The 7,151-nt window shown below is 68.1% G+C and carries 7 protein-coding genes and 1 pseudogene; all 8 read right to left on the bottom strand.

Features of this window, described 5'->3' with window-relative positions:
• A partial coding sequence (locus ACTIAO_RS16515; RefSeq protein WP_441907206.1) for a replication initiator occupies positions 1-645 on the bottom strand: 645 nt, incomplete at its 3' end.
• A gap of 109 nt (positions 646-754) precedes the next feature.
• Entirely contained in the window at positions 755-2,455 is a 1,701-nt protein-coding gene (locus tag ACTIAO_RS16520; RefSeq protein ID WP_441907207.1) for a recombinase family protein, read from the bottom strand.
• 167 nt (positions 2,456-2,622) lie between these two features.
• A complete protein-coding gene (locus ACTIAO_RS16525; protein ID WP_441907208.1) occupies positions 2,623-2,826 on the bottom strand; it encodes a hypothetical protein in 204 nt (67 codons plus the stop codon).
• Positions 2,823-3,398 (bottom strand): hypothetical protein, encoded by a 576-nt coding sequence (locus ACTIAO_RS16530; protein WP_441907209.1) that lies wholly within the window; start codon positions 3,396-3,398, stop codon positions 2,823-2,825. Before ACTIAO_RS16530 ends, ACTIAO_RS16525 begins: the two co-directional genes overlap by 4 nt.
• 13 nt (positions 3,399-3,411) lie before the next feature.
• Complete coding sequence (locus ACTIAO_RS16535; RefSeq protein ID WP_441907210.1) at positions 3,412-3,864, bottom strand: single-stranded DNA-binding protein; 453 nt, start codon at positions 3,862-3,864, stop codon at positions 3,412-3,414.
• Positions 3,865-3,932: 68 nt separating this feature from the next.
• Entirely contained in the window at positions 3,933-5,711 is a 1,779-nt protein-coding gene (locus ACTIAO_RS16540) for a type IV secretory system conjugative DNA transfer family protein (RefSeq protein WP_441907211.1), read from the bottom strand.
• Positions 5,708-6,187 (bottom strand): hypothetical protein, encoded by a 480-nt coding sequence (locus ACTIAO_RS16545; protein ID WP_441907212.1) that lies wholly within the window; start codon positions 6,185-6,187, stop codon positions 5,708-5,710. Before ACTIAO_RS16545 ends, ACTIAO_RS16540 begins: the two co-directional genes overlap by 4 nt.
• 65 nt (positions 6,188-6,252) lie before the next feature.
• A pseudogene (locus ACTIAO_RS16550) lies at positions 6,253-7,151 on the bottom strand (ATP-binding protein); the annotation flags it as partial.

Here is a 7,151-nt window from a genome sequence, read left to right on the forward strand (position 1 = left end):
CCGCCCCCACCGGATGACTTCACCCGTCCACGCAGCGGTGTACGCCTCCGAAGCGACGGCCAATAGCTCTTGCGCGAGAATCGAGCCGCGCGCGAACCGCACCAACACGTGCTTGTGTGTCAAACCTCGTTTCTGGGCCTCCGACACCGCAAAGTACTGGAACTCCTTGCCAAACGCACGCCGCCAACGCGTAGTTGTGTTGTTCCACAAACGGCCTAAGGACTGGTTGAACAAAAGCGCTCCGGCGTAGTCGTAGTTCCACGGCTCAATAGGTTCTCCCGCCACATCCGCGCCGAACTCGTGAACAACGCCACACGCGCACTTCTCCCGTTTGTCGCGTAGCCGATGCGGGACACGATGCACGTTGCCGTACGACCCTGCCGTAAGTGTCACCAGCGCCCAGACATAGCCCTTCAACGGTTGACCATCGGCGTCGAAGATCCCGCTACGGCAGATCGCCGCCCAATCCCCTTGAAATAGCTTCGAGCACGCCGGACACTTCGACGCCAAACGACTATTGCAGCGCACCCACACCGAGCCGTCGCCGTGCACGTCATACGGGTTCGCGCACACCGATTCCAGGTACGCCTCAGCAGCCGCAAGTCTGACCCCTTCATCAGACCCCGGCGCAGTTCGGGAGGTCATCGAGCGCGCACCCCCGGCGCACCCCCACCGTGCAGACGACTACCTACAGCCGCAACCGATGCAATGGAATCACCGCGTGGAACCCGCCGCAATACGGGTTCCGAGTCCTTCACACGGAAGAGGTCGTGGGTTCGAGTCCCGCATCGCCCACCCAAGATTGGATGTTCAAACTCGCGACGTCGTCGGGTTTGACATCCTCCCCCGCACGCAGCCTGGCTTCGTAGGTCAGCGCTGCGGCGTGGAGGTTCGGATCGAGCAGCGCATCGAAGGGTTCGCCGGGTTCGGCATCGACGGTGTCGGTGTTCTCGAGTTCGTAGACGTTGATGCGGTCGAAGAACGCCTGGTTGCAGATGCGTCGGAGCGAGTCGTCGATGCTCATGTAGATCGCGTGCATGTCGCCCGCGAGGGCCAGGCAGTCCTCCAAGTGCGCTTTCGCCTGGTCGTACTCGATCTGGCCGGCGTCGATGCGGGAGTCCAGGAACGCGAGCCGGCGGGCGATGCGGTCCTGCTCCTCTTTGAGCAGATCGAGCGGCACGGCTCCGGCGTGGTGGGCGTGCAGCAGGCTCCGCCGTTCGTCGCGCAGCTTGTCGCGCTCCGCGGCCAGGGTGTGTCTTTCGGCTTTGCTGGCGGCGTGGAGGTCATCGAACTGGCGGGTGAGCATGTGGCGCAGCGCCGTGACGACGTGCTCGGGTATCTGCACACGCCGGTAGTAGTCCTCGATCTTCCGTTCGATGTCGGCGATGGGCATGGCCTGGCGGGTGCAGTCGGTGCGCTTGGAGTGTCGGCCGCCGCACATGAAGTACGGGTAGACGACGCCTTGGCCGTTCTTCGCGTGGCTGACCATGAGGCGGGCGCCGCAGTCGCCGCAGTAGATCGTGCCCTTCAGGTAGTGCTCGTGGGTCTGGGTCTTCTCCCCGGAGACTTGGTGCGCAGTGAGCACGTTCTGCACCCGATACCAGACCTCCGCGCTGACCAGAGGCTCGTGCAGCCCGTCGTAGCAGGCACCGCGGAAGATCACGTCGCCCTTGTAGTACGGGTTGGAGAGCATCTGCTGGATCGTGGACAACCCCGGCGCCTTGGACGGCCGCTTCGGGGTCGGCACGGTCGTCAACCCGCGGTCGACCAGCTCGCTATGCAGCATCGAGGTCGAGTAGTTCCCCGTCGCATACGCCTCGAACGCCCACCGCACCAGCGCGGCCCGGTCGGGGTCCGGAATCACCGTGGGCACGTCGCGGCCCAACTCGTCGCGCTTGTGGACGTTGAGATAGCCGATGGGCGCACGGCCGACCGTGCCGCCGGTGGCGGCCTTCTGGGTCATGCCCTTGGCGACCTCGTTGGCGAGGTTGCGGGAGTAGAACTCCGCGATCGTGGACATGATGCCGTGCAGCAGCATCCCGCTCGGGGTCTCGTCAATGTTCTCCGTCGCGGAGACGAGCATGACCCCGGCGTCTTTGAGAGCGAGATGGATCGCCACGTCGTCGGCGCGGTTGCGGGCGAGCCGGTCGACCTTGTGGACAATGCAGTACGCGACCTGGTGGGTCTTGACATACTCGATCATCCGCATCAGCTCGGGCCGGTCGGCCTTGCGCGCGGACTCGCCCGCATCGATGAACTCCTCCACGACGATCGCGTTCAGATCGCGGGCCTTGCGGAGATTCGCGTCGCGCTGCGCGGGAATGGAGAATCCCTCGTCGCGTCCGCCGCGCTCTGCTTGCTCCTTGGTCGAGACGCGCAGATAGGAGACGGCGAGGGTCGTGGTTTCGCCGAGACGGTCGAGGCTGGATGGTGGTGCCGGGGGCGCTAAAGTCATGAGTCGTGTTTCCTCTCACCGATGGTGGGAGCCAGTACGACGGGATGAACCGTCGTACGGTGCGACTCGTAATCGGAAACACGACGAGCGATCCGAGAGGATCGCAGGTAAGCCACGAGGGCAATAGGACTGCGCACCCGGCCAGATCGGACGATCAAGCCGTGGCGTTAGTTCGATTCTAACTCGCCGCCCTCGCTCGCCCCAGAGGGAGTCGGCGGCGTTTCGGCGGGGCGGCGCTCCTCCTCGGCGCGGGCGACGGCCATGCCGAGGAAGACCTGCGCGAGCTTGTGTAGATCGGGCGACTGCCGAGCAACCGCCTCCACCCGAAATCGCCGCTCCTGGCCCCGTTTGCGGCGCTGTTGCCTGTTCATCGGACTTCTCCCGTGCTCGGGTCCAGGCTGGCGTAGAACTCGTCCTCGGCCTGCTGGCGGGCGGCGACGTCGGCGTGCATCCATGCCACGAAGTCTTCCTCGCGGTCGGGGATAGTGATGTCCTCGATTGGCTCGGCCGGTTCCTCGCCGGGCCACGCGGTCTGTCGGGTGGGCCGGTCGCGGTCGAGGCGGGTGCCGCAGGCGGCCACCCAGTCGCGCAGCCGCTGGCGAGCCTCCGCGAAATCGCGGTGCCACCCCAGCGGCGCGCTGCCCTCCTGCTCTGAGTCGTAAGCCGACAGCCAGTGCAGGTGCAGTGCGGACAGCTCCCACACGAGCTCCGAGTGCCGATGCCAGAACGGCGGGAGCACGCTCGCAGGCAACCCGTAGGTCACCCGGAGCCAATGCACCCACTTGTTGAGCTCCAGCCACTCGGCCTCAGCGTCGGTCGCGGTGAGCAGGTTCCAGTTGATCGGATGCGGCAGCCCAGGCACGTCATCGGCGGCGCCGTCTTGTGTCGGCTCGTCGTCGGGCTCGGGCTCGTCGGCATCGGGAACGGCGTCGTACTCGCTCATCTTTGTCCCGCCCTCAGTGCCCGAGCGCTGGCGCCGTAGGCGTGGGCTCGCGCCGGGCGGCGGTCTCGAACGCCGGGGCGTCGCGTTCCGCGGCGGGATCGGTGCGGCGGGTGCGGGTGACCTCGTAGTTGGTGCGGGCGAGGTCGTGGCCGAGCTTCTTCGCCACGAACTCCTCAGCCGTGACCGGCTCACCCTCCGGGGTCGTGGTGTCGTATTCGCGGGTGTACCCCTCGGCGACGAACTTGTCGCCCTTGGCGAATCGAGCGTGCGCACGCTCGGCGGTCTTCTTGAACGCCACGAGGTCGTGGAAGGTCGTCTCGGTCTGCGTGAACGACCCGTCCGGCTCCTTGCGGTAGTGCTCCTGCCCGATCTTCGCGTAGAACCGCGCATCCCCGCGTTCGGTGTGGGTGAGCTGCGGCTCCGAGGCGATGAACCCCGAGACGGACTGCTGCGTATGGATAGCCATCGGACTGTCCCCTTCTGACATCGGTGGCAGCCACCTCGGGGCCGCCCATGTCAGGCAGGTGCACCCACCTACCCCAGAGGCCGGCGTTGCAGCAGACCCTCAATCCCGTCTCGGTCCTCACGGAGCTGGCCAGCCTCGGGCCGGTCGGTCCAGACGCGCATCCGGGTGACGATGGGCGGCGCGGCGCGCAGCAGCACGAGCGCGGTGCCGAACGGCAACGTCCTGATGGTGTCGGGCGGCATGATCGGCACCCGCCGCACCGAGCGCTGGGCGGAGCGGGAGCCGTGGTCACCGACCGTGGTGGAGTCGGTCACCTCATCCCGCTCCCCGATGAGGGTGGTCAGATCGTGCAGGTCCTTCGAGTTGGAGGCCCCGCCGAGGATGATCTTGACGATGCTCGCGTCCCAGATCGCCCCGGCCGCGTTCTCCGACCACTTCTCCCTGGCTTGGGCGAGGGATTGGAGCACCGGCATGGTCGTGATCCCGGTGCCGCCACCTTCGGCCATCAGCGTCGGCAAAGAGGGCAGGGGTGCGAGATTGCCGACCTCATCGAGCGCGAGCAGCAATGGCGGGTCGAGGCGCGCGCCGGGGCTGTGGGCGGCGATGCGGCGGGCGGCTTCTACGAGGTCTTCCACGAACGCCGCGACCAGCGCTGCGGAGTTGTTCGCGCCGGCTCCGGTCGCCAGCAGGTAGAGGGTGCCTTTCGCTCGGAGGAACGTGTCGGGGTCGAAGTTCTCACCGGCTCGCGGCGAGACGGCATCGAGCACGCGAGGGTCGGCGAGGGCGGCGAGGGCGAGGGAGACGCCTTGCCATATGGAGTCGCGGGTGCGGGGGTCGGAGTCGATCATCGCCTGCAATGACTCCGCCCACCCGACCGCAGCGTTCTGGTTTGCGGTGAGGATCGCCACCGCATCCGCGGCAGCGGAGGGGTCGAGGGTCCATCGGAACAGTTCGCCGGGCGGGCGGTGATCGAGCGCGGCGGCGTGGAGCAGCGCTTGGAGGGCGGTGCGGGTCTTGCCTTCCCAGAACCCTCCGCCTTCGACCCCGCCGGCGGACAGGCCGGTGCCGGCGGCGAGGCCGGTCGCGCGGATCATCGCGGTCAGCGGGTCCTCGCACCCCCGGATCGGTGACCAGCGCAGCCCCGCCGGGACGCCTTCGGCGAGGTGCTGCGGGTCGAACACCGCGACCGGGCCGATCTTCTGCCGGGCGCGGAGGGTCGCGGTGAGGTTGTCCGGTCGGGTGCTGGTGGTGACGACCGCGCCGGGAGCGTCGAGGATGGCGTTGATGACGATGTGGGCGCCCTTCCCAGAGCGCGGCGGCCCGATGAGGAGGATGGAGTCCTCGACCGAGGCCCAGACGCTTTTGCCGCGTGAGGCGCCGATTCGGTAACCGATCTCCTCCGCGCAGGGTTTGTCGAGCGAGGGCCGCAGGTGCCCGGCGCGGCGCAGCAGCGCGGTCTCGGAGGCGGCTTTAGTGACGTCGGTGCGGGTGGCGATCCCGGCGATCCGGTACGGGTCGGCCTTGACCTGACGGCCGTGGTCGCGCAGCAGCCGCCACACCCACCAACCCACCGCCCCGGCTCCCAGGATGAGGACGGCGGCGGTTGTCCAGTACGCGAGGACGTTCAGCCCTGGCGCATCAAGGGCGCCCGCCGGGTCGCCAGGGTTCAGCAGCACGCCCAGGCCGGTTTCGATCCCGCCGCCGGGCGGGGATGTGCCGGTGATCCAGGCGGCGACCGATCCGGCGCCGCGGAGGATGCCGGCGAGGATCGCGGCGCCGATGAGGACGGCGATGCCGAGGTTGCTGAGCTCGTCGCCGAGCGACCCGGCGGGGCGCGGGGTGCTCATTCGGGGTGCCCGATGGTGAGGGTGCCGGAGACGCGGCCGAGCAGGATGACCTCGCGAGTCGGGCTCGACGCGGCTTGGTCGGCGGTGAGCAGGGCACGCATGGTCCCGTCCGGGGCCGCGTCACCATGTGCGATCACGACGGCGACGGCGACATCCTCGCCGGGAACGAACCCCTCCCCGTGCAGGGCGACCAGTTCCGGCATTGTCTGTCGCGTGCGCAGTTCCGGGGCCGGTGCGGGGTGGCGGCGGGTGCTGGGGGTGATGATGTCGGTGAACACGGTCCCGTCTGCCTCGCGGACCTCGACCCGCACCGGTGTGCGGCGTTGATCGGTGAGCTGGTCAAGCACGCCCGCGAAGTCCTCGCGACGCCAGGGCGGCGCGAACGGCTCCGGCTCGTGCGGCACCCCGTCGACGGTCACGGTCATCGCCCCATCCATGCCGATGGTCATGAGGACGTGCGGGAGAACGACCGGCACCGCCGGCTCCTGCTGGTCCCGGCGTGCTGGCCCGTCTGGGGTGCGCTTGTAGCGTGGGTGACGCACTACTGCTCACCGCCATCCGTAGCGGTCAGCGTGGGTGATGGTTGCTCAGCGTGGCTGACGGGGCGGGCGATACCGGATGCGCGCTGGCTGGTATCGAACAGGGAGTATTCAGCCGGATGCAACTGGTGCTGGCAGACGAAGCTCCTCTCCTTGATCCGCCACAGCCCCTGTCCCGTCCCCAAGCCGGGGAGCAGTTTCTGCTCGGTGCCGGTCAGCCCGAGCGCGGTCGCGGTCGCGCCGAGCTGGTCGGGCTCCTGCCGGTAGATGATCCGAGTCTCCGCGTTCGCCAGCAACGAGGAGGCGAGGGCGCGCATCGCGGACCCCTGATCGCCCACGTTGTCGAGGTCGGTGAGCTTGTGGAAGATGAGCATGTTCGCGATCCCGAAGTGCCGGGCGAGCCGCCATTGCGCGTCCATTCGCCGCAGGAGCGCCGGATACTGCATGAGCCGCCACGCCTCGTCGTAGATCACCCACCGTTGCCCGCCATCCGGGTCCGACAGCGCCGATTCCATCCACGCCGACGAGCACGTCATCAGCACGGAGATGAGCGTGGAGTTCTCAGCGACGCGGGACAGGTCCAGCGACACCATCGGCAGTGACGGGTCGAATCTCACCGTGGAGGGACCATCGAACAGTCCTTGCAAGTCGCCCGCCACCAGCCTCCGCAGGGCGTGGCCGACCAGGCGGCCGTCTTCGGCAAGGCGCCGGTCCTCATCATCGGCGGGATTGGGGGCCAGGATGCGGTCGACGACCATCGGCAGGATCGGCACCTCCGCCGACCTGACCGCGTCTTGGAGGGCGAGGTCGATCGCGGTGTGCTCCAACGGCGACAGCACACGATCCAGCACCGTCTCCGCCAGCGCCCCGATGAGGTCGCGGCGACGGGAGGCAACCTGCA

Source organism: Microbacterium sp. (genome assembly GCF_052099035.1).
Lineage (GTDB): Bacteria > Actinomycetota > Actinomycetes > Actinomycetales > Microbacteriaceae > Microbacterium.

Coding starts and splice junctions, on each gene's coding strand:
- ACTIAO_RS16520 (WP_441907207.1), bottom strand. CDS start 2,455: ATGACTTTAGCGCCCCCGGCACCACCATCCAGCCTCGACCGTCTCGGC.
- ACTIAO_RS16525 (WP_441907208.1), bottom strand. CDS start 2,826: ATGAACAGGCAACAGCGCCGCAAACGGGGCCAGGAGCGGCGATTTCGG.
- ACTIAO_RS16530 (WP_441907209.1), bottom strand. CDS start 3,398: ATGAGCGAGTACGACGCCGTTCCCGATGCCGACGAGCCCGAGCCCGAC.
- ACTIAO_RS16535 (WP_441907210.1), bottom strand. CDS start 3,864: ATGGCTATCCATACGCAGCAGTCCGTCTCGGGGTTCATCGCCTCGGAG.
- ACTIAO_RS16540 (WP_441907211.1), bottom strand. CDS start 5,711: ATGAGCACCCCGCGCCCCGCCGGGTCGCTCGGCGACGAGCTCAGCAAC.